Raw genomic sequence first — 24,586 nt, forward strand, 5'->3', positions numbered from 1 at the left:
GGCGAAAGCGCCTCAAAAAATCACTATGTGAGACGACGCGCGCGGATCGCAGAAAATAAGAATGGCGGAATTCCACCGTTTTATGGGTGTTTACAACAAAACTGCCAAAAAATCAAGACTGTTATTTCAATTTTTTTCGTTCTATCTTGTGAAGTCGGTGCGCACTGTGCGTACGGCAAAGATGGCGCACATGCGAATCGGATTATGAACGGCTGAGAGAGGAAGCGGTCTTATGTCATCCTGCGATACGCAGCGGGCTACAGGTGCGTTCGGTCGCCTTGTCGCGTTCATCGCGGCATTGCTGATCGCATTGACCACGCTTTTCGCGACTACCGTGGTCCCGCAGTCGGCAATCGCCGCCGATGACAGTCAAACGAATTTTGATTCCTGGGCTGCCGCTGCGAAGAACATCGAAGACCAGCTTGCGACCGCCGAAAAAGACTACAATGACGGCAATTACGGTCAGGCTGGCACTGATTTTCAGACCGCGCATTGGATTGGCTACGACGCGTCCAATTTTTCGAAGGTCGTCAATGACACAATCAGCGCTGACAAGCAGAAGGAACTGCTGCAGCAATTCACCGATCTTGAAGGTCTTGCCTACCAGCAGGACCAAGGCGACGCCATTGCAGCCAAAATCGACGCGCTGACCGCCGAAATCAACGCAACCGCGCAAACGCTCGACACGAACGCAGACCTCGCCAATCCTAAGGAATACGCGAAGCAGCGTGCCGCGCAAACCGCGGAAGAGCGCAAGAAGCTCGACGCGGCCAAGAAGAATTCTTCCAAAGGCAAAGGCGACCGCACGTGGAGTGACGTTGCCGGCGAAATGACCGTCATTCTCGATCAGGCGTACGAAGCCGCCGCTTCCGGCAAGGGCAACGAAGGCTCCACGCTGGTCAACAACGCCTACTACCAGTACTACGAGAAACTCGGCTTCGAAAAGAACGTGATGAACGTGATTTCCGGCGACCGTGTTTCGCAGGTCGAATACCAGTTCAAGATGACTCGTAAGATCATGCGCGATGGCGGTTCCGACAAGGAAATCAAGCAGCATGTCGACGATTTGAAGAGCTGGATCGTGGAAGACGCGGCCACCCTTGACGGTGGCGCGTCCGGCAATGTCAACGGCTTCACCAAGCTCGTCACCAGCTCCGCCGGCCAGGCGTTCCTCATTCTGATCCGTGAGGGCCTCGAAGCGCTGCTGGTGGTGGCCGCAGTGATCGCCTACCTGGTGAAGTCCGGCAACGAGCGTTTCACTAGGTGGATCTACCTTGGCGTGGTCGCAGGTTTGGCCGGTTCCGGTTTGGTCGCCGTACTCTTTACGTTCCTGTTCGGCGGTTCCGGTCCGATCCAGGAGATTTCCGAAGGCGTGTGCGCGCTTATCGCCACTCTCATGCTGCTGTGGACCAGTAACTGGATGCTCAACAAGAGCTCCGTGGAAGCGTGGAACAACTACATCAGGAATAAGACCGAAGCGGCTGTGGCCGGCGCGCAAAGCAAGGTCGAATCCGGTCAGAGACTGGGCTTGGGCATGATCACCTCGCTTGCCATGCTGAGCTTCCTCGCCGTGTTCCGTGAGGGCGCCGAAACGGTGATCTTCTACGAGTCCATCTACTCCATGAGCCAGGATGCGCACGGCATGTGGGTTGGCGGTCTGGCCGCCGCCGCGGTGCTGATCGTCATCTTCCTGATTCTGCGATTCACTTCGGTGAAGATTCCGATCGGCCCGTTCTTCCTCGTCACTTCGATTTTGATGGCCGTGCTGGTTGTGATTTTCGCGGGTGGCGGCATCCATGCGCTCATCGAGGGTGATCTTATTGAAGGCACCTACTTGAGCAGCGTGCCAACTAACGATTGGATCGGCTTGTATCCGTACGTCGAAACGATTACGGCACAGGTGATTGCCGCGATCGCGGTGGTTGTGCTGTTCGTGGTCGGTTTCATTAAGAAACACAGGATGAAGTTGGCCGTACAGACGGAACTGGTTGCACAAGCCGAGTAAGCGCCAATCGCAATTAAAAAAATCAGTAAAGATTTAGAGATTTCCATAAGTTTCCAACGTTCCTCAAGGAACCAAAGAAAAGGAAGAGAACACAATGAAGAATAAGAAGATCGCCGCCCTGCTCGGCATCCTGCTGGCCGGCTCCATGGCCTTCTCCCTGTCCGCATGCGGCAATTCCGACAATGCCGCATCCAGCGGCAAGTCCAGCACCTCCACGTCGGAGACCAAGGGCGCCGACGACTCCAGCTCCAGCGATTCCGGCGCGGGCTTCGAGGAGATCCAGGTCGATGAGAACCATTCCGACCAGGAAGTCGGCCCGCTGACCGTCAACGCCGTGTACTTCCAGCCGATCGACATGGAACCGTCCGGCATGGGCCTGAAGGCCGCCGACGCGAGCTTCCACCTCGAAGCCGACATCCACGCCAACAAGAAGGGCACCGAGCTCGGCTACGGCAAGGGCGACTTCGTGCCGGATCTGACCGTGAACTACGAGATCATCAACAACGCGAACAACGAGACCGTTGGTTCCGGTACCTTCATGCAGATGAACGCTTCCGACGGCCCGCACTACGGCGCCAACGTCAAGCTCGACGAGGCTGGCTCCTACAAGCTCGTGCTGAAGATCGAATCTCCGGAGAAGAAGGGTTGGATGCTGCATGTTGATCCGGAAACCGGCGTTAAGGGCCGCTTCTGGACCGAGCCGCTCGAGGTCACTTTCCCGGAGTGGAACTACACCCCGCAGGAGTGGTGATCTGAAACGTGAGTTCCGGCACATGCCAAGCGAAATGGTTTGGATGTAAGCCTGAATTCATGTTGAGATTCAACTCGTGGTTAACGCCGTTCACGTATCGCGAAACGTATGCAAGTAGCGCGAATATGGGTACGGCGTTCGCGGTTGCCTGGATAGTCGTTCGACGCGCTCAAGGCCGTTTGGCCGAGCCTACGGTCGAACAACCATCCAAGCAACCGCTCTCTTGCGTTTTAGGGGATACGCTTTTGGGAGATAACGCGCTTTTGGGGGAATCTTGGTAAGGGGGTTCCTTTTGTGTGCCGAATTCACTAGGCTTTGACAGGGATATATAACGAAAGGTGTGAGATGCTGACGCAGTACGTCACGGTGTTGCAGGGAACGCTGGCACCGGCTTTGCTGATTATGGCGCTGAACGTGATGCTCACGGTCGGTGAGGGGCGTGACAAGCCGTTGAGCGCGTACTGGCGTCTTGCGGGCTTTGTTATCGGATTCGCGGGTGCCATTGTGTTCGCCGCGTTGCGTGCGTCCGCGGTGATCAATCAGCGTACGTTCGTCAATTACCCTACGTTGTGGTGTTGTGTGATTTTCGATATCGCGGTGTTCGTTATTGCGCTGTTCGCACGTCGCATCACTACGAATTGGCATGATCATCGCGCGTTGCTTGATATTGCGAATCTTATTGGCTCTCTTGCAATCGCCGCCACCACCTTCCGTGCATTGCCTGATGTTATTTTGCGACTTACGATTTTCGTGGAGCCGGGAGATCCGATTTTCACTTCGGATATGCTCCTTCGTGCGCTTGGTTTCGCGTTGGGTGTGGTCACTGCGATTGTTGCGGCGTTGATTTTCCGTACGATGCGTTCCACTGCGATTCGTTGGTCGTTCACTACGGCTGTGCTGCTGTTGATTGCGCTGCTGTTTGTTTCGCATTTCACTGATCTTGCGCAGATTCTGCAGTCCAAGCGCATTGTTCATTTCCCTACGGAAGCGTTCCTGGCGTTGGTGTGGTGCATTAATCATCAGCGTCATATGGCCATTGCCATGGTGCTGGTGTTCATTATTCCGGTGATTGCCAGCATTGTGATGGGCTTCAAGATCAAGCCGGAAGGTGCCAACGAGGCCATTGTGCGATCGCATATCGCGTTCCGTCGCCGTGCGAAGGCGGCCGGCGCATGGAGCCTTGTTGCGATGATTGGCATCACGTTCGCGCTCACGTATGGTGTGGTGCAAACGAAGAAGGTTATTACGCTGTCTCCGCCTGAGGATTATTCGCTGAGCGACGGCGTGGCCACCATCAAATTCAGTCAGATCAACGATGGTCATCTGCATCGCTTCCAATATAAGGCGAAAGACGGCACGGTGATGCGTTTCATCATCATCAAAAAAAATGGTGGAGCGTACGGTGTCGGTCTTGACGCATGTGACAACTGCGGTGACGCGGGCTATTACGAGAAGGATGGCAAGATCATCTGCAAGAAGTGCGATGTCGCCATCAACCTCGCCACTATCGGATTCAAGGGCGGATGCAATCCGGTACCGTTCGATTATCAGGTTGAATCCGGCAAAATCGTAATCCAAACTTCAACGCTCGACGCATTGTCGACGCATTTCCAGTGAGCGGAAAGAGGTAGCCATGTTCTTTCTTCGAATGATTTTCCGCTCGTTCAGCAGGCAGTTCAAACGCAGACTGCTGATCGCGGTCACCGTGTGCCTGTCGGCCACGGTCAGCGTGGCCATGCTGGGCGTGGTGTTCGACGTAGGAGACAAGCTGAACGCCGAACTGTCGACGTATGGTTCCAACATTATCGTGCAGCCCAAGGCTGATGCCGTGGTCAACGACCTGTACAACACGGATGGTGACGCTGACAGCAGCGCTTCCGGCACTTCCCAATCCGATCCGACCACATTTTTGAAGGAATCGGATACGCCGAAGATCAAAACCATCTTCTGGGCGTTCAACATCACGAATTTTGCCCCCGAACTTAATATCCATGTTGACGTGAACTGCGCGTCCAAATCGGCGGAATCCAGCTCTTGCAAGGCTTCCAGCGTGCCGATCGTGGGCACATGGTTCGCCAAAACCCTGAATATGGATTCCGGCGAATCCACCGTGGCGGGCATGAACGGCATGCGTTCGTGGTGGAAGCTTGACGGTTCCTGGCCGAAAGACGATAGCGCGCAAGGCCTGATTGGCACCACGCTCGCATCCAAACTCGGCGTAGGCAAGGGAGATACCGTAACCCTCTACAAAACCACGGCCGATGGCAGCCGCAACAAGCAGCAGATCACCATTACCGGCATTTACGATTCCGGCGATAGCGACAACAATGCGATGTACATTCCGTCATCCACCGCGCAGGTGCTTGCGAATCTGCCTGATTCCATCGACAAGATCGAAGTCAAGGCTCTGACCACGCCGGACAATGATTTGGCGCGTAAGGCGTCGAAGAATCCGAACGCGCTTACGCAAGACGAGTGGGAAACCTGGTATTGCACCGCGTACCCTTCGTCCATCGCCTACCAGATCGAAGAGGTTATTCCCGGTTCCGTAGCCAAGCAGGTACGTCAGGTGGCCGCATTGCAGGGCGATGTACTGCAGAAAACGCAGGCGGTGATGGTGCTGATGACCGTGCTTTCGCTGGTTGCGGCCGCTATCGCGGTGGCGAATCTGATGGCCGCCTCGATTGGCGAACGCGGTTCCGAATTGGCGTTGCTGAAGGCGATTGGTGCCACCGATGGCGCGGTTTCTCGCCTGATGCTCGCTGAAACGGCTGTGATTTCGTTGGTTGGTGCGATTGTCGGTGCGCTGTTGGGTTCCGGTGTCGCGCAGATTGTGGGACATGTGGTATTCGGTTCCGGCATTACGATGCGTCCAATGGTTTTTGTGCTGGTGTTCGTATTGTTGACGCTCACCGTGCTGATCGCCTCGTTCTCGTCGATTCGTTCGATTCTGGGACTCAAACCCGCGGAGGTCTTGCATGGCCGCTGATTTCAACTTGGGTTCCGTAAACTCGGCCGCGGCTGCGGCCTCGGTCACGAACAGCGCACTGTGCTGTTCGTCCGCGGAGGTGTTGCATGGTAGGTGAGTTCAAGACAGTCCGTAAGGGGCATGAGATGACTAATCGCAAGATGTTCTTCACCATGCTGTGGGGTGCGGTGTTCCGCCGCCGTTCTCGAGCCGTTATGGCCGTGATCGCTTCCATGGTGGGCGCTGCCACGCTGTTCTGCCTTGCGGCAACGTGTATTGCCGTTCCACAGCAAATGAACGAGGAAATGCGTGCGTATGGCGCGAATCTTATCGTCACGCCGTCCGAATCAGCCGAAAAGTCCCACGGCATCGACACCGATACCGTCAAAGCGTTGAACCAGATGGTGAAAGGTTCGTACAGTGCCCGTTCCGCCGCCTACCGGTATGAAAGCGTGCGCATCAATTCCGCGCCATACACGATGGCCGGCATCATAACCAAAGACGTGAAGGCGCTTAACCATCACTGGAACGTAACCGGCGACTGGCCTAGCGAAGGCAATGTGATGCTCGGCCGTGATGTGGCCGACGCGCTCGGTGTCTCCATCGGTTCGACCGTAACCATCGGCTACCGCGCATCCGACGATGCGCAGGATTCCGGCGCTCTCGGCCAAACCGAAGCGCAAGTCACGGAAAACGGCCGTGTTTCGTCCGACATTATGGAGAACACCGGCACTGAATTTCGTGTCGGAGGCATCGTCGATACGGGCGGCAGCGAAGACGAAATCGTCTACGCAGTCAACGCTGACGTGGCCAAACTGGCCGGTTCCAAACGCGGTGCGGACGTGATCGAATATTCCGTCAATGCGGTAGGTAGCGAACTCAACGATGTCGTCAAATCGATTAATGCGAATCCGTCAACCGGCGTGAAAGCACAGACCGTCACCAAAATCACCTCATCCGACACTCGTATCATCGCCATGCTGCAAACCCTGTTCTGGATCGTGTCGCTGGTCGTGCTCGTGCTGACGTTTGTGGGCGTGGGCACCACCATTAGTTCCATCGTGTCTCAGCGACGCAACGAAATCGGCTTGCGCAAGGCGTTAGGCGCATCGTCGCAGGCCATCGGCATTGAATTCTATGTGGAATCCGCCATCTACGGACTGATTGGCGGCTTGATCGGCACTGCCATCGGCTACCTGCTGGCCCGCGTGCTGTGCGTGTCCGTATTCGAGCGTGCCATCGGCTTCAACTGGCTGTTGGGCGTCGCCTCGCTGCTGTTGAGCGTGCTCATCGCCGTCATCGCATCCATCCCGCCGGTTCGCCGCGCAACCCGTATCGACCCCGCCATCGTTTTGAGGGAGGAATAATCATGAGTTCCGAAAATACGTTGAATACGTTGCTTGAATTGGATCATATTTCCAAGATTTACGGCGATTTGCGTGCCGTCGACGATTTGACTTTGACGGTTCCGCAAGGTGAATGGCTTGCGATTGTCGGTTCGTCGGGTTCCGGCAAAACCACGCTGATGAACATGATTGGCTGCATGGATACTCCTTCGAAGGGTTCCGTCATGCTGGAAGGCCGCAAGTTGGAGGATTTGAACGCCAAGCAGCTTGCCGACGTGCGCAAGAACATGATTGGCTTGGTGTTCCAGAAGTTCTATTTGGTGCCGCATCTGACGGCTGTGGAAAACGTGATGGTGGCGCAGTACTACCATTCCGTAGTCAACGAGCAGCAGGCGATGGAAGCGTTGGAGCGCGTCGGTCTGAAGGAGCGTGCCCACCATTTGCCCGGTCAGCTTTCCGGCGGCGAACAGCAGCGCGTGTGCATCGCACGTGCGCTCATCAACTGTCCGAAACTGATTCTTGCCGACGAACCGACCGGCAATTTGGACGAAAAGAACGAGAAGATCGTGCTTGACCTGTTCCGCCAACTGCACGAACAGGGCACTACCATCATCGTCGTGACCCATGATGCGCTTGTCGCATCCTGCGCCCAGCGCGAGATCATGCTCAACCATGGCGTGCTCGTCGGTGAGAAGTGGAATGATGAAGCCGCAAAGAAAGCCTATGAGCAGGCGGGTGGCAAGCCGGCATACACCGGTTCCGCTGCGGAAGGCGCACAGAATGGCGAGACGGCCATCAGCTTCGCCGACCCGACCAAAGCCGCGAAAACCGGTGGTGAGGAATAAGCTGAAATCAGCCGAAATCGCGTTGAAATCGTACTGAAATCAGCCGAACAATCCAAGCCATAGCACTGACGAATCGTACGGAGCGAACATGAGCAACGAATCATCGAATGCGATCAAAGTAATCGCACTGTCTGCGGCAAGCCTTGCATTGCTGTCGGCATGCGGCGAACCCAAGGCGACGCCAATGGACGACGAATATGCCGGAAATTCCGGCGAAAGCGTGCAATCGCAGGAAAAAAATTCGAAGAACAGCGGTAGCGCCACCGACTCCGGCGATTCTGCGGATACGGACGTCAAAAACCATGCCGACGATCCGAACAGCACTACATCCGACAAGCAAGACACCGGCAACTATGCCGACGGTACCTATTCGATCAACGGCCAGTACGGGCCTGTGGGCGAAGACACCATCGACGTGCATGTGACGGTCAAAGATCAGACCGTCACCAATGTGGAGGTTATCGGGCATCCGTTCACGTCCATCTCCAAAAAGCACCAGAATGCGTTCGCCGAAGCCATCAACGGCGTGGTGGACGGCAAGCCGCTCAAAGATCTCAAGGTAGACAAGGTGGCCGGTGCCAGCTGGACGTCGGAAGCGTTCAACAAGGCGTTGGACGTGGCCCGTCAGGAAGCGTCGATCCAGTAGGCCCAGTAGCGGCGAAAAGTCTGCAAACGTACAATGAGCGCCCCGGCTACAGCCTCACCCAAAGAGTGATTAAAGGCCGTAGCGGGGGCGCTCATTAGTTTCAGATACTACTACGTGCAACTCTGCTCTGCAATGCCTTTCAGACGGCCATAACGGGCCACAGAACATCCGCCATGTTCTCAGGCCAAGGAATACTCGCGTCGCCATGCAACGCCTTACAGGCGAGCATGGAGCCGAGTATCGTGCTGAACAGGAATTGCGGGTCCAATCCATTACGGAACATTCCGGCTTTCATGCCGCGTTCAACAAACTCAGAAAAACGCTTTTCCGCAGGAACAAGCACTTGATCGGCAATCGCATTCAACGAAGGATTATCGGAAGAAAGCACCACACCGACGGCCTTCAAACCAAGCTCACTGTCGAAAAAACAGCCCTGAATGCGTTGCAGTATCGTCAGCAGACCGTTTTTCGACAACTCGACATCGCTGAAATCCGGCAATCCCGCAACTTCCAGCTGCACGCGGCGCAACAGATCATCCGCATTCTTATAGCGGCGATAAATCGTGGTTTTCGCAACGCCGGAACGACGAGCGACCTCTTCGATGGTCACCGCGCCGACGCCATCGGAAATCACAATCGCAAGCGTGGCCTTCATAATCTTATGATCGGTTTGCTCACGAAGCTGCTCGCGGCGGCTATGCACCTTGCGAACAGCCACATGCACGTCACTGACCGCGTCGGAAACCACATCGGAAACGGCTCCGGAAACCGCCTCATGCACTCCGGTAATCATGAGATCACCTTGGTGCTTTCCACTTTCGCCACATACCACTTATTGAACTTGACCAGCGGAATACGCAGCACCAAGCCAATCAGCAGCAGCGGAATCAGGAACAGCAGCAGCGAGCCGAGCGCATGCCAATAATCGTTGTTGTAAATACCGGCAATGGCCGCACGCAATGCCGTAATCGCATGCGTGGCCGGCAGGAACGGGCTGATATCGCCGATGATCTTCGGCAGCACGGCAAGCGGATACGCGCCGTTCGCGCCGGAAATCTGCAACACCAGCGTCAGCACGCCAATGGCCTTGCCCACGTTGCCGAAGCTCGCCACCATCGTGTAGGTGAAGAACGAGAACACGAGGGAGGCCACCCAGCCGGTCAACATGAACAGCCACGGGTGCACCGCCTGAATGTGCAGGAACAGCAGGCCGCCGCCCAGCGAGAACGTGCTCTGCAGCAGCGCGATCACACCGAACACGCCATAATGGCCGAGGAACAGCTGATGCGGCTTCGGATTGTCGAGCTCCTCACGGTTCTTGCGCGACACCGTGGTCTTGAGTGTTACGGCCATAAGCAGCGAACCTACGAACAGCGGAAGAACCGTGTAGAACGGTGCCAACTGCGAACCGAAATTCTTAACGGGGAACACAGCCGTGCGCTTCACCTGGACGGGCGCCGCAAGAGCCGCCGCCAACGAATCCGTGTTGTTGCCGAGCACTTCCTTGACGGTGCCCATATTGCCGCTGTTCAGCGCGTCGGAAAGCGTGCCATTGAACGAAGACAGCGCGGTGCTCGCCTTAGTGAGGCTTTCGGCGGTGGAATCAAGCACCGTGCGAATATTGGTCAGCTGCTTGCCTGCCGACTTCGTGGTGCTGTTGAGATCTCCCAACGCGCCCTTCAGATCGGCGGCCGTGCTGCTCAATGCGGTGGCCGTGCTGCTGATCGAATCGGAAATATCGTTGAGCTGCGGCTTGAGCTGGCTGTCGAAATCGGTTTTGATGCCGTCGATGGAGGCCTTCGCCTGCTGGGCAAGCTGGCTCACGCGCTCGCGGTCGGCTGTGGTGTCGCTCACTTTCGCGTCAATATTGTCGGCGCTGGTGTTGAGTGAGTTCGCTAGATCGTTGAGTTGCGTAATGGTCGCGCCCACGTTGGTTTTGAGATGATTGATGGCGATTTTCGCGACTTCCGGCACCAGATTGTTGTTGCTGAGCTCGTCGAGGGCATCGTAGATGTTCTGATAGCCTTGCGCCTGCTTGGATACGTTCGCAGCCTGATTGCGCAGGGCTGTGGCCGTATTGCCGGCTTGGGTGCCCGCATTGTTGAATACGCTGTCAATATCGGTGGAGACAGCGCCGAAGCTGTTCGATGAGCTGCTCAATGCGGTGCTCAACGCATTCGTGCTGGTTTTGACGGCTCCGGTCAGATCGTTGATGCCGTTCTTCGACTGTTTGAGCTCGTTGACGGCGTTCTTCGCGCTGCCGCTCACGTTGGAAAGCAGGCTGTTGGAACTGTCGAGCAGGTTCTGCGCGCTCAACGTCAGCGAGCTGAACGTGGTCAATGCGGACGACGTGTCTGTGAGCGTGTTCGCGAAATTGCCCATGTTGTTGCTGAAGTTGGTGAGCGTGGCCTGCGATTCCGGTTTGTCAAGCTCATCGGCCAGCTGCGAGGCGATGTTGAGCGCGGTGCTCGTCAACGTTTCGGAGAACATTTCGTTGATCTGTGCTGCCACGGTGTCGGCTCCCTGGCCGGTGATCTTCGGAGCGAGTGCGTTCTTCTTCTCGTTGTTGTAGTAGGTGAGCGTGGCATGGTCGCCGTCCGCGGTGAAGAACGTCATCATGCGGGTGCTGAAATCCCTCGGAATCACCACTGCCGCATAGTATTTGCCGGATTTGGTGCCGTCGATGGCCTCTTTTTTGGTGGTGAAGGTCCAGTCCATCTGGTCGTTGGCGCGCAAGGTGTTGACCACCTGGTCGCCGATGCTGATCTTCACTGGAATGAGGTCGGACTTGTAGCCTTCATCGTCGTTGGCGACGGCGAATTTCAGATTGCCGGTGTTGGCGAACGGATCCCAGCTTGCGCTGATGTTGAACCAAGAGAACAGACCTGGAATCACCACCAGTCCGGTAACGATGATGATGGAGACGATGTTGCTGGTCAGGCGTCGAACGTCGCCGACGAACAGTTTCCAGATGTTTTTCATGCGTTGCTCCTTTCGCTGTTACCGTTGGGATTGGTGTTGCTTGCCGTGCCGGTGTTGCCGGCTACGTTCATGGCCTGCACCAGTGTTGCGATGCCGTCGGCATCGGCTTGGCTGGTGTCTGCGACGTTGGCGATCGCCTGTTTGGTTTCGTGTTTTCTTCGTTGTGCCTTGCGCATCAGCTTGTCTCGCCTGATTTGTTGCGCGCGCTTCTTGCGGCGCAGCCTTGCAGCTTGGCGTTCCACCAGCTGTTCGCGAATCGCTTCGTCACTGAGGCTGCCGAGTTCCACCTGGCGTTGCAGGCTGAAACGCATATATTCGATGACCATCAGGAATCCGATGATGAGCAGCACCCAGATGATCCAGGTGGCAAGCACTACGCTCTTCTCGCCGTTGGTGAAGGAGAAAATCAGCACCAGGATCACCGGCACAATGAAACCGGCGATGAGCGCGCCACGCTTGAACTTCGGATACAGTTCAGCGAAACGGCTTGCGCGTTCCTCGATCGCCTCACGGTAGCCGCCCTTGTCGGCAAGCACCTGAATGGCTTGGGATACGTTGTATCCGCGTTCCGGAAGCTGCACTTCCTCGCCGATGATCATGTCGCTTTCCTTGATCTGACGGGCGAACAGACGGTTGAGATTGACCAGCAGCGGGCGAATCGCAAGTCCAATGAAGAACGCGGCCACGGCGAACAGCAACAGCGTGCCAATCGACTTGAGCCAATGCCCATCGTAGAAGCCGGCAATCGTTTCGCGGAACGCGTCAATCGAATAACTGAATGGCACGAACGGGTAGACCATGCGGAAGAATTTCGGCATCATCTCAATCGGATACAGGCCGGAAGCGCCCGGAATCTGCACGATAATCAACGCGACGCACAATCCCTTGCCGATATGCATGAACGTGGTCGATAGGGCGAATGTGATGCTCAGATATACCAGTGATGTGATGATGCCGGTAAGCACGAACAACGGTGCATTCACGGTCTGCACGCCAAGCAGCAGGTCGCCGATGGTGGTGATCGTGCCTTGAGCCGCGCCCATGATGCCGAGCAGCATGTAGCGGGCGAAATACTTTTCGGAAGCGGTCAGGTCGAGGTCTTCGAGGCCTTCATCGTCGACTTCCACCTTGAAGATCACCACGAAGGCGAACGCGCCCACCCACAGGGCCAGATTGGTCATGAGCGGGGCCATGCCGGAACCGTAGGAGTTTATCGGGTATACGTTCTTCGTGTCGATCACGGTGGGGGACTGCATGAACGAGGCGATTTTCTCCGTGTCGAGGGAGCTGCCGCCGGTCAGGTTTTTCAGCATGTCGACGCTGCCGAGCGCTTTCAGATCGGTGCTGACGGTGATGAGTTTGTTCTCCACCTGTTCAAGCTGCTTGTCGGTGTTCTGCAACGTGGTACGGGTGTCGTTCGCCACCTGGTCGAGTTGGTCGAGCACGGCGGAGGTCTGGTTGACCACGGTGGTCTGGCTGGTCACGGTGCCAGACAGCGTGCCTGCGGTCATGGCGAGCGAGCTCAGACCGGAGTTGAGCTGGGGGAGCGCACCGGAATTCAACGTGCTGCGGGCATCTCCCATGCTTTTCAGCGAATTTTGCGTGCTGGTATTGAAGTCGGTGGCGAGCTTGGCGACGCTGTCGGACGTGGATTGCGTGTTCTCGCTCAACGTTTTGAGGTCGTTGAGCGTGCCAGCGGCCGTGTTGTTAGTGTCTTCGAGCTTCTTGATGATGTCTTGGTACTGCGTGTTGTCGCTGACGCCTTTGAGCTTTTCGATGAGCTGGGCGTTGCTGTCGGTCACGCTTTGCATGTTGCTAACGGCCTGCTGTGCGGTGCCGCTTGCGGAAGAGACGGCCGTGGTCACCTTGTTGATGCTGGTGGTGGTGTCGCTGGTGGCCTGCGAAATCAGACCGGAACCGTTCTCCAAAGCGGTGTTGGCGTTGGAAGTGAAGGTATTGAGGCCGTTTTGTGCGGTGCTGATGGCGGTGGCGGTGTTCGCCAGGCCCTTGCCCGCGCTTGCTGCGGCCAGCTGCACGTCGTTCATTGCCTGACGGGCGGATTGCGTTTGTTGCGGCACGTTGGCGAGCTGTGCGTCAAGATCTTCGATGGTGGAGCGGATGAGGCTTACGTTCTTCTGGGTTTTGTCGAGTTCTGCTGTGGTTTCGTTGACGAAGGAGTTGGTTTTGCCGTTGATGGTGTCATTCGCGGAGTTCACGGCTTTAGTGAGTACTTCGCTGACGGTGGAGACGAAGGTGTTGTTGACGGTACGGTCGACGGTGGTCGCGCCTTGATCGGTGATTTTCGGGGAGATCGGGCTCGATTTTTCGTTGACATAGTATTCCAGCGTCGGCCGGTTCTTGCTGTCGGTCACGACGTTGGCGAGATCCTCGCTGAAATCGGAGGGGATGATGATCGCTGCATAGCAGTCGCCGGACTGTACCGCTTCCATCGCTTCGGCCTTGCCCATGAATTCCCAGCCAAGCTGGTCGTTGTCTTTCAGCGTGTCTTCGATCTGGTCGCCGAGGTTCATTTTGCCGAGCAGGGCGTTGTCGGTGCCCTCGTCGACGTTGGCCACGGCAACTTTGATGCCTTGGGTATTGCCATACGGATTCCAGAATCCGTAGATGTTGAACCATGCGTACAGCGGCGGAATGATGGTTATGCCGATCATGATGACCCAAGCGGCAGGTACGGTGACGAGTCGTTTGAGGTCACGACGCAGAATCTGCAGTACGTTGCGCATTGTCTCCCCAGTCCAATGGATGTTCGACCGTGTTGGCACGTAGCGATACGTTATTCGTAGCGCTACGCCTCCCGTATCGTAATACCCGCTCTCGGACAAATTTGGGCACAGGCGTAAATGCGCTCCGTCCATGACTGAAATAAACACGACAAACCGCGGCAGGACTGTGAATCTTGCTGTTGGCGACCGCGTAACTTGCATTCTGTGTATGTGCACGTCGAGTCTGCTGTCTGCACATCTTGTGATTGCGGGATGACATGTGACTTGCGCAGACAGAAATCGCAGGTTGTGCGCGTTGCGCGCAAACAATCATCTCGTGTAGCGCACTGCGATTGGGTTTTGGTAGCGTTGTTCTAGGGAGGACGAACAAGCATGAGCAAGATTGAAGATGTGAGCGAGGCCATCGCCGACGAAACCAAAATCGCAGCCATCGAAGAAGCGGGCATTATTACGCAATCGCAATCAGCGGAAGATGATGACAATCCGGCTGATCGCAGACTGCCGCTGATTGCACGCATCTACGGCATCGTCATGCTGGTCGAAGGCGTGGTGACGTTGCCGATCATCGTGATTTCCTGCCTGTACGCAGTCCGCGCCGCGCTTTCCGGCAAACTGGCGTTTGGCGCGCTGAATCTCACCACTATTCTGTCGATTATTCATGCTGCAGTGCTGCTGGTCTCCACCGCATGCCTTGCGATTTTCGGCGTGCTGCTGATTCTCAACAAGCGTCGGCATATCGCGCAATGGACGTATTTGATGATTCCGCTCACGCTTGCGGAAGGCCTATTGTCGTTGGCGTTGCAGGGTTTGGGCGTGAATTTGATCAGTCCGACCGTGCAGCTGCTCGTATTGGTTGCGTTGCATATCACGGCTGATCCGTCGCTGCGCGAGGAACGACGTTTGCGGTTCGCGCTTCGTCGTTTGGATGCGCGCAGCGAGTATGAGACGGCTGTTTCGAAGGGTATGGCCGGCCGTGATCTGACTGGCAAGGGCTACATTTCGTTGGATTTCTTCAACTTGTTCTGGCTGTTTGTGGTCGGTTGCGTGTTTGGTCTGGTAGTGGAGACGCTGTACCACTATGTGCTGTTCGGCGTATGGCAGGATCGCGCCGGTTTTTTGTGGGGGCCGTTCTCGCCTATCTACGGTTTTGGCGCGGTGATTCTGACGGTGTTGCTCAACCACTTGTGGCGGTCGAATTGGATGCTGATTTTCTGCGCGAGCGCGGTGATTGGCGGCGCGTTCGAATATTTCACCAGCTGGTTCATGGAGGTTGCGTTCGGTATTCGCGCGTGGGATTACACGGGTCAATGGCTGTCGATTGATGGGCGTACATCCGGCAAATACATGTTTTTCTGGGGAATACTCGGCTTGGTGTGGGTGAAGCTGGTTCTGCCGCATTTGCTTGCGATGATTCAGCGTATTCCGTGGAAGATTCGCTATACGTTGACGGCGGTGTGTTTCGCTCTGATTTTCGTTGACGGTGTGATGACGTTGATGGCGCTGGATTCCTGGTATTCGCGTATGGCGGGTATTGCGCAGAATTCGCCTGTTGCGCAATTCTTCGCCACGTATTTCGACGACGACTTCATGGCCAATCGGTTCCAGACCATGACGCTCGACCCGTCCACGGCCAGCCGCATGTAGTGTCTGACTGTTTTATGGATGACTGCTTTATGGACTAGATGGCGAAGCTTCGTGGAAGAACGTGTATGGTGCGTCCGCTATTGGTTGCGCCGTGCACGGCTGCATGTGACCTGTGCCCGCACTGCCTTCGCGGACTCGGTGCACTGCGACTTCTACTTGCTTATGCGGCGAAGCTTTGTGCGAGCTGGCGAATCAGATCTGGCCTGTGTCCGCTCCACGAGGAGTTTGGTGAGATGACTACCGGAATCTGCTTGAATCCGGCGTTTTTAATCTGTTCGAACGTGGATGGGTTCTTCGTCAGGTCGACGGTATCGTAACGCACGCCCAGCTTTGCAAGCTCCTGTTCGGTGGCTTCGCATTGCGGGTTGCTCGGATTGGTGAAGACGGTCACGGTCATTCGATTTCCTCCCTATGCAAATGGCTTTCGTCGTCTGTGAAAGCCGTGTCGGCCACGTTCTTCGGTTATGCTCGCTTACGCAATCCACTATCTAGCATACACACTACCGGTAGTGGTGTGTCGTGAGTTTCCTCACTGTATATAGTGGGGAATTCCCCAGAATTCCCCAAAATACGAACGTTTGTTCGAATATGTCTAGTGTACCCCAAACCACGGAATTCGCGCCCGCGCGCATGTCGAAACTGTTTCTAATGCTGTCGGATGGGCGCAAGATGCGTTGCGGACGGTCATGGAATGACGTCGAGTCTGCGATGCCTGTAGCGGTGAATGTACTGGGTAAATGCTGGGTTGCGGCCTTTGACCCATTAGACCGCAAAAACAAGAAAGCCTCGGAGACTGTTGAAAACATTGGCTTCCGAGGCTTTTCGCATGTGCCCCCCGTGGGATTCGAACCCACAACCCACGACTTAAAAGGACGCTGCTCTAACCGTTGAGCTAGAGGGGCAACAGAGAGCTAGTATACAGCATATTTACGCAAAACGCCACACGAATAAGTCGGAAGTGACGAAAAACGCGAATCATCGTCGAAATATCATCAAATTCCCGCGAATCGCAGCATCATTTCTGCATATCTGCTCGTACAGTGGAACGCATGTCATGTACCACGATTCTTGTAGGAAAGAAAGCCAGCTACGACGGCTCCACCATCATCGCACGCGACGATGATTCCGGTTCCGGCCGTTACGACCCCAAGAAATTCATTGCGGTCGCACCGCAAGACCAACCGCGGCATTACCGCAGTGTGCTCAGTCATGTCGAAATCGATCTTCCCGACAATCCATGCCGATACAGCATTGTGCCAAACGTGCTGCCAAATCGCGGAATTCTCGCGGAAGCGGGCGTCAACGAGCGCAATGTGGCGATGAGCGCCACCGAAACCATCGCAGTCAACGAGCGTGTGCTAGCCGCTGATCCGCTCGTTGAACTGCAACCGGCGAACGAAGCCGCTAATACCCCCGAAGTCCCGGGCGGAATCGGAGAAGAAGACATCATCACCCTCGTGCTGCCTTACGTCACCACGGCACGCGAAGGCGTTGCACGTCTCGCCGAACTGCTTGAAACATACGGCACCTACGAATCGAACGGCATCATCATTTCCGACGTAAACGAAATCTGGTATGTCGAAACGATCGGCGGGCACCATTGGATCGCCCGCCGCGTGCCGGACGACTGCTATGCGACCATCCCCAACCAGCTCGGCATCGACGATTTCGACTTCGACGACGCCTTCAACACCCAACGTGAATTCATGTGCAGTGCCGATTTGCGCGAATTCATGGATGCGCATCACCTTGACCGCACTATGAGCGCGGCTGCAAGTAGCGGCTTCGGATTCCAGCCGACGAGTGCTTTCGGAGACGCCAGTATGAACGACGGCGGCAATAGCAGTAGCGGCGCGACGCTGGACCACAGCCATTTCAATCCGCGCACGGCTTTCGGCACCGCCACCACCAAAGACCGCATCTACAACACTCCGCGTGCCTGGTACATGCAGCGCTACCTCAATCCAAGCGCGGATTGGGATTCGCCGGCCGCCCGCTACACGCCCGCGTCCGACGATATTCCGTGGTGTCGCGTGCCTGAGAGCGCTGTGACGCTCGAAGACGTCGACTTCCTGATGAGCGCACACTTCGAGGGAACCCCTTACGACCCGTACGGCACGCTCGGAACGTCGGAAAGCCGCCATCGCTACCGTCCGATCGGCATCAACCGCACCGGGCATATGGTGGCCATGCAGATCCGCCCGTACGCGCCGGAGACAAGCCGTTCGATCATGTGGATTTCGTACGGTTCCGGCCCCTTCACCGCGGCCACGCCGTTCTATGCGAACGTCAACGATACGCCCGCCTACCTGCGCGACACCACGCCGGAAGTCTCGACCGACAATCTGTACTGGGCGAACCGTTTGATCGCCGCGCTCGCTGACGCGCATTTCTACGAAACCAGCAATGCGATCGAAGAATTTGCGGAATCGGCCCGCGCTTACGGCCATCGTCTGGTGGAACGTACTGATGCCGAATTGCGTGAGATGTCCGCGCAAACGAGCGTGTCCGAATCGCAAGAGAGTGCAGAGGCCGCGGAGATTACGGAAAATACAAGTATTGCAACCATCGCCAGACTGCAGCGGTCCAACGAAGAAATGGCGGAATATTTGCGCATTCACGTCACGAAACTGCTCAACGACGTGCTCTACACGTCCAGCAATCTCATGCACAACAGTTTCGCCATGTCCGACCGCTGGAACTGAGCGTAAAGCCCCGAAATCCGGCAAACCTCGTCCCAATGGGCCAGGTTTCCGCGCTCGGGGAGGTTCCGCATGAACGTAGGCTGTTGGAAGCGTCGGTGTTGCTTCCAACAGCCTCACGACTGCATCCGCATCCTCGTACGTCAGTTTTTGCCCATATCTTGCTTATATATGGCAGATTTGAAGAGTTGACATGAGGCATTTCGCTTATATATGGCACTCGTGCTTGTAGGCAAGGCGACTTCGGGGGTAAAAATATACCCTCTAAGTCACCTTGTTACCAAGGATATCTGCCATATATAAGCGAGATATCATCCGACGGACCCGCGAATCTGCCATATATAAGGCAGATGGCGCCGATCAGTTGAACCCGACGACGTGTTCCGCCACGAAATATCCCTTGCGAATCACGAAACGACCGATCGACCCGCGCAAATTCAACGCACGAGACATGGCCTTCTTGCGCACATCCTTGTAAATAGTGGGGGAGTACGCCTTAATGTCGTCCCACATATCCTTTTTCTTCTCATAATTTTCCGGATCGCGAGACAAAATCATGAACACACTTGCCACGGAACTTTCAATCGCCAGAAAGTGGATCATATAACGGTATAGGCCGTCTGGCACCGTGTTGTGTTCCGGAGTTGCACGCACCATGCACTGGTTGACGAGGCGCAGCTGGTCGACGCGGCGGATCATCACGTCGGTCTGCACGCTTTGCCCGTCGCGCCCGATGAAATAGTGGTAGAACGGCGTATCCAAATACTTCATGGTCTTCACCCAAGGGAATGGCTGGTACGCGTAAATGAAGTCCACGTAGAACGTGTGTTCCGGCAGTTGCATGCCGGACTCTCGCACCACGGCGGTGCGGTACGTCAGCGCGTGCATGAGAATGTATTCAGCCAAGCCGAAATGCCCAAGATCGTTCCAAGTCAGGCGCTCGCCGGCCTTCATGGCATGTCGGAAGTTCACTACATGCTTGTTGCGCTTGCCAACCTTGTCATACACATAATTAGTGACGAGCATGTCGATCGGCTCGGTGGAATCGGCCTCTTCGCGCAGCACGGCCATGACCTGTTCGAGCGATTCGGGGCCAACCCAATCGTCGGCGTCCACAACTTTCACATACATGCCGCTTGCCGCCGCGATGCCGGTATTGACGGCCCCGCCGTGCCCCTTGTTTTCCTGATGAATCGCGCGCACGATGCCCGGATAGCGGGCCTCGAATTTCTGCGCCATTTCCAGCGTGCCGTCGGACGAGCCGTCATCCACGATCAGCACTTCGATGTCGTCGTTGCGCTTCGCTGCGATTAACGACATGACGCATCGTTCCAAATATTCGGTCATGTTGTACGCGGGCACCACAAAGGTGAGCGTCTTCTTCTCCTGCATAGTCTTCCTTGGTTGGCCGAGGTGACCTTCCGCGCGCGGCGCGTGGTCACTGCGTAACGAAACTAACGTAGCACCTTGTTCGCTTCAGAGGAACGGTTTGTACGCAATAGGCACCCTGAATAGCGCAATCTGCACCTGAAATTTCCCTTAAGGGTACCGTTGTTGACGATTCGTCAGTTTTCGTCGATGCTTGTTGGCTTGTGCGATGCTTGCGATTCCCCTGTTGCTGGTACTGTTCGATTCTTGCGTCTGGCGCCTGTTGGCGTGGGCTGCGATGCTTACGATGACTGGGTGCGGCTGGGTTTTACGACTGCTGTTCGGCTTGCGTGCCTTGGCTTCCGGCTGCGCCTTGTTCGGTATTCTGTTCAGCGTTCTGCTCGGCTGGGCTTTCCGTATTGTTTTGTGATTGTGCCTCTTTTGCGGCCTTGCGCTCGCGTTTCGCGATTTCCTTGATTTCGCGCCTTTCCTGCTTTTCCGCCTCTTTTGCGGCTTTGTCGCTTTCGAAACGCAGTTCCGGCTTGGCTTCCATGCGGCTCAAGCCATGCCAGGCCAGATTCACGATGTGCGCGGCAAGCTGTTCTTTGCTGAGTCTGCGCTGGTCCGCCCAATACTGGCAGGTATATACGGTCATGCCGATGAGCATCTGCGCGTAGTATGGCACGCCCTTGGCCGGCAGATGCTGGCGTTTGAACGCTTCGGCGAGAATGTCTTCCACGCGCAGGGCGATGTCTCCCAAAAGCGAATTAAACGAGCTGGCCGGATCGGTTTTCGGCGAATCGCGGGTGAGAACGCGGAATCCTTCAGCATTCTCCTCAACATAGGTGAGCAGTGCCAGCGCCGTTCGTTCCACAATTTGACGGGGGTGCGCTTGCGGGTCGGAGAGCGCGTTGACGAGCGTGTCGGTAAGCGCGCGCATTTCGCGGTCCACCACCACAGCATATAGGCCCTCTTTGCCTCCGAAATGCTCGTACACAATGGGTTTCGACACTTTCGCGGTGGCGGCGATCTCTTCCACGCTCACTGCTTCGAACCCCTTCGACGCGAACAGCGAACGACCAATTTCGATGAGCTGCTCGCGTCGCTGATACGACGTCATTCTGGATGTATTGGCCATGCCGTCCAGTTTTTCACGCCCCGTGGATAGCTCCTTGACCGTCCTACCTCCACGTATCGTCCGATTCTGCAGAATCGGACACGTGTGTCATATTGACAATGCTTACTTGTCCGTTTCTCCCGAATCGGACATTCTGAACGGTAGGTGAAGAGTGTCCGTTGCGCTTTTTAGGCTGGAGTCATGGATACGAATGTGATTATTGCGATTGTCGCTGTTGTCGTTATTGCGGCAATTCTGGTGATTGGTGGTTGGTGGCTCGGTAAGACCCGCAAGAACGCCATCAACAAGTCCACTGAGGATGCGAAAGCGGCTGCTGATGCCCGTCTTGCTGCGGAAGCAAAGTCGGCTGCGGCTGATTCTTCCACGGTGAAGCCGTCCGTTGATTCCAATGTTGATGCAGCTGAAAAAGCTCTGGCTGAAAGTCAGCAGAAGTCCTCAGCTCAAGCTTTCTCTTCCGAAACGGCGGCTCCTACACCAGCCACCGAAGCCAAGCCCGAACCGGTTCATGAAACTCCTGAAGCCGCCGGCACGCGCATGCAGCGTCTTAAGGCGCGCCTGTCGAAATCCGGTAATCCGTTCGGCAAGGCTCTGTTCAACATTCTTGCGAAGGATCAGCTTTCCGAAGCCGACTGGGAAGACGTTGAAGACACCCTCCTGCTTGCCGACGTGGGCGCGGAAGCCAGCGAACAGCTAGTTGAAGAACTGCGTAACGATGCCCGAATCTCAGGCCAGTCTGACCCGGCTGAAGTGCGTGCCGCGCTGAAAGACAAGCTGTTGAAGCTCGTAGGCACTGACACGGATCGCCGCCTCAATGCCGATAAGGAAGGCGCGAACAAACCGAGCGTCATCATCATGGTCGGCGTGAACGGCACGGGCAAAACCACCACTGCGGGCAAGCTTTCCCGCCTGCTTGTTTCCGAAGGCAAGCAAGTCATGCTGGGCGCTGCCGATACCTTCCGTGCGGCGGCCGCCGACCAGTTGGAAACTTGGGGCGCCAAGGTCGGTGTTCCGGTCGTGCGTTCCGACAAGGACGGCGCCGATCCGGCGTCCGTCGCATTCGAGGCCAGTGCCAAGGCCAAGGAAGAGAACGTCGACGTGCTCATCATCGACACTGCGGGCCGCCTGCAGAACAAGGCGAACCTCATGGACGAGCTTGGCAAGATCCGCCGCGTCACCGAAAAGAACCTTCCGGTCGACGAGGTGTTGCTCGTGCTCGACGCCACCACCGGCCAGAATGGCATGACGCAGGCCAAGGTGTTCGCCGAAGCCATCGGCATTACCGGTGTGGTGCTCTCCAAGCTTGACGGTTCCGCAAAGGGCGGCATCGTGATTTCCGTGCAGAAGGAGCTTGGCGTGCCCGTCAAGCTCGTCGGCCTTGGCGAAGGCCCGGACGATCTCGCCCCGTTCGATCCAGAAGGCTTCGTCGACGGCATCCTCGCCTGAGCTGATTACGCTCTCGAGAAAGCCTCCCCGCGTGGGAGGCTTTCTTTTTACCCCCGACCAGTCCTATCTCACCTATATATGTATATATGGTAGATACGCTGAAAAATGGGCTGATATTGGTTTTGTCTGGGAGCGGTGCGCAATCTGAAACAAAACATGCCAGCCGCTTTATTCCGCCATTTTCGGTTGGCGTAATGGCGAGATGGCGTTACCTTGCTGTAACACGTCGTAACGTTTTCAAAACGCGGGCGGCGTTCCATACCGTTTTGTCAGCCCCATACGATGGGGCCGGAAATGTGAACTCAAAAAGAAAGAAAGAGGAGGGTGACATGGGTCAGCTTGATTCTGGAAATGCCGCGTGGATTTTGACTTCCGCGTCCCTTGTGTTCCTCATGACGCCGGGTGTGGCGTTCTTCTACGGTGGCATGGTCCGCGCAAAGGCCGTGCTGAACATGATGATCATGGAGGCGGCCGCTCTGTCCGTCACAATGGTGATCTGGGTGCTGTGGGGCTGGTCCATCGCCTACGCAGGCACTTCGGTCGGCGGTGTCTTCGGTGATCCGGCCACGGGCTTCCTGTTGAAGGATTCCATGGTTTCCGACGGTGGCGTCTTCACGTCGGCTTCGCTGAACTCCAACAATTACCCGGTCAGCGTCGATGTGGCGTTCCAGTCCGCATTCGCCATGATTACCGTCGCTCTGATTTGCGGCGCTATCGCTGAACGTGTCAAGTACTCCACTTGGATGATTTTCGTCGCGCTGTGGATTACCTTCGATTACGCTCCGCTCGCCCACATGGTGTGGAATGGCGGTCTGCTGAGCGCTGACGGCGCAATCTCCCAGGCCATCGGCGCTGCCGCCCACGATTTCGCAGGTGGTACGGTCGTGCACATCAACGCTGCAGTCGCCGCTCTGGTGATCGTGCTGATCATCGGCAAGCGCAAGGGCTTCGGCACCCAGCCGTTCCGTCCGCACAATGTTCCGTTCGTGATGCTTGGCGCTTTCCTGCTGTGGTTCGGATGGTTCGGCTTCAACGCTGGTTCCGCTTTTGCCGCCAACGGCACCGCAGGCTACGCTTGGGTTTCTACTTCCGCTGCAACCGCCGCCGCAATGCTCTCTTGGGGCTTCACTGAGAAGATCCGTACCGGCCACTACACCGCCATGGGTGCCGCTTCCGGTATCGTTGCAGGTCTGGTCGCCATCACCCCGGCCGCCGATGTGGTTTCCCCGCTGTGGGCCATCGTGATCGGCGCCATCGCTGGCGTGCTCACCTGCCTCGCTTGCGGCCTGAAGTTCAAGCTCGGCTACGATGATTCTCTCGACGTTGTCGGCGTCCACGGCGTCGGCGGCTTCACCGGCACTGTGCTCATCGGCTTCTTCGGCGAAGGTACCGGCCTGTTCGCGGGCGGCGACTGGAAGCAGCTGGTTGTGCAGCTCCTCGTTGCCCTCATTGCCATCATTTGGTCCGCTGTTGTCACCGGCATCATCGCCTTCGCTCTGGAGAAGACGATTGGCTGGCGTGTCACCGAAGCCCAGGAAGTCGGCGGCATCGATCTTGCCGATCAGGGCGAACGTGCTTACGATTTTGCTGGTACCGCCAGCTCTGTTCTCAAGGAGGTGAAGTGAGATGAAGCTCATTACCGCTATCATTCAGCCGCATAAGCTCGACGATGTCAAGGAAGCCCTCGCTGCCGCAGGTGTTCACGGTCTGACCGTGTCTGAGGCTAACGGCTACGGCCGCCAGCGTGGACACACCGAGGTTTATCGTGGCGCAGAATACACCGTGGATCTCATTCCGAAGATTCGCATCGAGGTGCTGTCCGACGACGCCGACGCCGAGACTCTGGTCGGTGTGATCGTCAAGTCCGCCGGCTCCGGCACCATCGGCGACGGCAAGGTCTGGGTCGCCCCGCTTGATTCGGTGACCCGCGTGCGCACCGGCGAGACCGGCTCTGCCGCTATCTGATAATTCATTCGGATAGATATTAAGGCTCCGGGCTCAGGT

Annotated in this window: 18 protein-coding genes and 1 tRNA gene; 12 read left to right on the top strand and 7 right to left on the bottom strand. The window is 56.4% G+C overall.

Annotated features, from left to right (window positions below):
• The first annotated feature begins 232 nt into the window (after positions 1 to 232).
• The 7 genes from NBH13_RS07705 (at position 233) to NBH13_RS07735 (ending at position 8,561) form a co-directional block, all read left to right on the top strand.
• Positions 233 to 2,005, top strand: a complete 1,773-nt coding sequence (locus NBH13_RS07705) for an FTR1 family iron permease (protein ID WP_250779485.1) — start codon at positions 233 to 235, stop codon at positions 2,003 to 2,005.
• A 94-nt stretch (positions 2,006 to 2,099) separates the two neighbouring features.
• Positions 2,100 to 2,756: an iron transporter gene (locus NBH13_RS07710; RefSeq protein WP_154035484.1), complete on the top strand. Its 657-nt coding sequence runs from the start codon at positions 2,100 to 2,102 to the stop codon at positions 2,754 to 2,756.
• Positions 2,757 to 3,101: 345 nt separating this feature from the next.
• Positions 3,102 to 4,373: a DUF2318 domain-containing protein gene (locus NBH13_RS07715; protein WP_250779486.1), complete on the top strand. Its 1,272-nt coding sequence runs from the start codon at positions 3,102 to 3,104 to the stop codon at positions 4,371 to 4,373.
• A 16-nt stretch (positions 4,374 to 4,389) separates the two neighbouring features.
• Positions 4,390 to 5,745, top strand: a complete 1,356-nt coding sequence (locus NBH13_RS07720; protein WP_250779487.1) for an ABC transporter permease — start codon at positions 4,390 to 4,392, stop codon at positions 5,743 to 5,745.
• Between the two features lie 125 nt (positions 5,746 to 5,870).
• Positions 5,871 to 7,091 carry an ABC transporter permease gene (locus NBH13_RS07725; RefSeq protein WP_250779488.1) on the top strand — a complete coding sequence of 407 codons (1,221 nt, stop codon included), beginning with the start codon at positions 5,871 to 5,873 and terminating at the stop codon, positions 7,089 to 7,091.
• Positions 7,092 to 7,093: 2 nt separating this feature from the next.
• Positions 7,094 to 7,915: an ABC transporter ATP-binding protein gene (locus NBH13_RS07730; RefSeq protein ID WP_099571124.1), complete on the top strand. Its 822-nt coding sequence runs from the start codon at positions 7,094 to 7,096 to the stop codon at positions 7,913 to 7,915.
• An 88-nt stretch (positions 7,916 to 8,003) separates the two neighbouring features.
• On the top strand, positions 8,004 to 8,561 hold the full coding sequence (locus NBH13_RS07735) for an FMN-binding protein (RefSeq protein ID WP_099571123.1): 558 nt from the start codon (positions 8,004 to 8,006) through the stop codon (positions 8,559 to 8,561).
• Positions 8,562 to 8,700: 139 nt separating this feature from the next.
• On the opposite strand, the gene NBH13_RS07740 is transcribed toward NBH13_RS07735, so the two are convergent.
• Genes NBH13_RS07740 through NBH13_RS07750 form a run of 3 tightly spaced genes read right to left on the bottom strand, consistent with a single transcriptional unit; the run spans position 8,701 to position 14,287 of the window.
• Positions 8,701 to 9,354, bottom strand: a complete 654-nt coding sequence (locus tag NBH13_RS07740; RefSeq protein WP_099571122.1) for a TetR/AcrR family transcriptional regulator — start codon at positions 9,352 to 9,354, stop codon at positions 8,701 to 8,703.
• The gene (locus NBH13_RS07745; protein WP_250779489.1) at positions 9,351 to 11,543 is read right to left on the bottom strand and encodes a YhgE/Pip domain-containing protein; all 2,193 of its coding nucleotides are present in this window, start codon (positions 11,541 to 11,543) and stop codon (positions 9,351 to 9,353) included. The genes NBH13_RS07740 and NBH13_RS07745 overlap by 4 nt, the downstream gene beginning before the upstream one ends.
• Positions 11,540 to 14,287: a YhgE/Pip domain-containing protein gene (locus tag NBH13_RS07750; protein ID WP_250779490.1), complete on the bottom strand. Its 2,748-nt coding sequence runs from the start codon at positions 14,285 to 14,287 to the stop codon at positions 11,540 to 11,542. Before NBH13_RS07750 ends, NBH13_RS07745 begins: the two co-directional genes overlap by 4 nt.
• Before the next feature lie 372 nt (positions 14,288 to 14,659).
• On the opposite strand from NBH13_RS07750, the gene NBH13_RS07755 reads away from it, so the two are divergent.
• Positions 14,660 to 15,931: a putative ABC transporter permease gene (locus NBH13_RS07755; RefSeq protein ID WP_250779491.1), complete on the top strand. Its 1,272-nt coding sequence runs from the start codon at positions 14,660 to 14,662 to the stop codon at positions 15,929 to 15,931.
• Positions 15,932 to 16,091: 160 nt separating this feature from the next.
• Here NBH13_RS07755 and NBH13_RS07760 read toward each other — a convergent pair whose 3' ends face one another.
• Both NBH13_RS07760 and NBH13_RS07765 read right to left on the bottom strand, forming a co-directional pair.
• Positions 16,092 to 16,328, bottom strand: coding sequence for a glutaredoxin family protein (locus tag NBH13_RS07760; RefSeq protein WP_003833732.1), 237 nt, complete (start codon positions 16,326 to 16,328; stop codon positions 16,092 to 16,094).
• 432 nt (positions 16,329 to 16,760) lie between these two features.
• Positions 16,761 to 16,833: transfer RNA gene (locus NBH13_RS07765), tRNA-Lys, on the bottom strand.
• A 147-nt stretch (positions 16,834 to 16,980) separates the two neighbouring features.
• On the opposite strand from NBH13_RS07765, the gene NBH13_RS07770 reads away from it, so the two are divergent.
• Entirely contained in the window at positions 16,981 to 18,636 is a 1,656-nt protein-coding gene (locus tag NBH13_RS07770; RefSeq protein ID WP_250779492.1) for a C69 family dipeptidase, read from the top strand.
• Positions 18,637 to 18,993: 357 nt separating this feature from the next.
• Here NBH13_RS07770 and NBH13_RS07775 read toward each other — a convergent pair whose 3' ends face one another.
• Both NBH13_RS07775 and NBH13_RS07780 read right to left on the bottom strand, forming a co-directional pair.
• On the bottom strand, positions 18,994 to 20,025 hold the full coding sequence (locus NBH13_RS07775; RefSeq protein WP_250779493.1) for a glycosyltransferase family 2 protein: 1,032 nt from the start codon (positions 20,023 to 20,025) through the stop codon (positions 18,994 to 18,996).
• A 304-nt stretch (positions 20,026 to 20,329) separates the two neighbouring features.
• Positions 20,330 to 21,139, bottom strand: coding sequence for a TetR/AcrR family transcriptional regulator (locus NBH13_RS07780; protein ID WP_250779494.1), 810 nt, complete (start codon positions 21,137 to 21,139; stop codon positions 20,330 to 20,332).
• A 180-nt stretch (positions 21,140 to 21,319) separates the two neighbouring features.
• On the opposite strand from NBH13_RS07780, the gene ftsY reads away from it, so the two are divergent.
• The 3 genes from ftsY (at position 21,320) to NBH13_RS07795 (ending at position 24,547) form a co-directional block, all read left to right on the top strand.
• A complete protein-coding gene (ftsY, locus tag NBH13_RS07785) occupies positions 21,320 to 22,582 on the top strand; it encodes a signal recognition particle-docking protein FtsY (RefSeq protein ID WP_250779495.1) in 1,263 nt (420 codons plus the stop codon).
• 329 nt (positions 22,583 to 22,911) lie between these two features.
• Complete coding sequence (locus NBH13_RS07790; protein WP_250779496.1) at positions 22,912 to 24,207, top strand: ammonium transporter; 1,296 nt, start codon at positions 22,912 to 22,914, stop codon at positions 24,205 to 24,207.
• A gap of 1 nt (position 24,208) precedes the next feature.
• Entirely contained in the window at positions 24,209 to 24,547 is a 339-nt protein-coding gene (locus NBH13_RS07795) for a P-II family nitrogen regulator (RefSeq protein ID WP_003807443.1), read from the top strand.
• Positions 24,548 to 24,586: the final 39 nt, after the last annotated feature.

It is taken from the genome of Bifidobacterium intestinale, from assembly GCF_023656765.1.
In the GTDB taxonomy this organism is placed as follows: Bacteria; Actinomycetota; Actinomycetes; order Actinomycetales; family Bifidobacteriaceae; genus Bifidobacterium; species Bifidobacterium hominis.